This is a genomic window from Bdellovibrionota bacterium (genome assembly GCA_040386775.1).
Taxonomy (GTDB): domain Bacteria; phylum Bdellovibrionota; class Bdellovibrionia; order Bdellovibrionales; family JAEYZS01; genus JAEYZS01.
In genome coordinates this window covers 1-955 of the sequence record JAZKEU010000025.1, presented here as the reverse complement: position 1 = coordinate 955, position 955 = coordinate 1, and the positions used below count along the sequence as shown (strand labels likewise).

Below are 955 nucleotides of genomic sequence, written 5' to 3'. Positions count from 1 at the left end.
AGACGTGAGCGCGACCTTTGATCTTGTGATTGCAAACATCATTGATGGTGTTTTATTAAAGCTCAAAGAACTACTTCTGCAGAAAAGAAACCCAGGCGGGTCCTTTATCCTTTCTGGCATCATTATCGAAAACGATGCAGATTTTATTGAAGGCTTTTTAAAAGACACTCCTCTAAAAATCGTCGAGCGCATTCAGAAGGGTGAGTGGGTAGGATATCTTTTAAGATGAGAAGATATTGGATCGAGAAAAAATATTTTAACAGTGACTCAGTACTGATCGGTGGTGAATCCTTTCATCATATCTGCGATGTTTGTCGGCAAGATGTTGGAAATAAATTTGAAATTTTATCGGAAGGTAAAGCCTACTTCGTCGAGATCATCTCGCGCGATAAAAAATCAGCGGTAGCCAAAATTCATGAAGTCCGCGATGCGACTCTTCCAGAAAAACCTTACATTCACTTGGCGGTTTCGATCAGTAAATTTCAAACTATGGATACGATTGTGGAAAAAGCGGTGGAGCTTGGGGCTTATAAACTTCATCCTTTTGTTTCGGACTATAGCTTTATTCGAGAGAAAAAGTCAGAGCGCTTAACAGATCGATCGGAGCGTTGGGAACGTATCGTGAAAGCTGCAACTCAGCAGTCAGGGCGTGGCGATCTTATGGAAATTGCTACAGTTTTATCCCTTAAAGAGCTTTTAGATAAAATGAACCAAAATCCTCGTTCGGCGGGTCTATTTCCATATGAGGGAGAGTCGGAACAGACTGTCTCATCTGCTATAAAGAGCATGAAGGATGAAGACCCTGAAAATATTTGGCTTTTTGTAGGCAGTGAGGGCGGATATTCTGATCAAGAGGTCGAACTTTTTAGAGAAAAGGGCCTCAAAAGCTCCACATTGGGGGATCAGGTTTTAAGAGTTGAGACAGCCTGTTTATCTTTGTTGAGTATTCTAAAAT

General features: G+C 41.2%; 2 protein-coding genes. Both read left to right on the top strand.

What is annotated here, in order from left to right:
* Window positions 1–229, top strand: a 229-nt coding sequence (locus V4596_14260) for a 50S ribosomal protein L11 methyltransferase (protein ID MES2770302.1), incomplete at its 5' end; no start/stop codon positions are given.
* Window positions 226–955, top strand: a 730-nt coding sequence (locus V4596_14255) for a 16S rRNA (uracil(1498)-N(3))-methyltransferase (protein ID MES2770301.1), incomplete at its 3' end; no start/stop codon positions are given. The genes V4596_14260 and V4596_14255, both read left to right, overlap by 4 nt.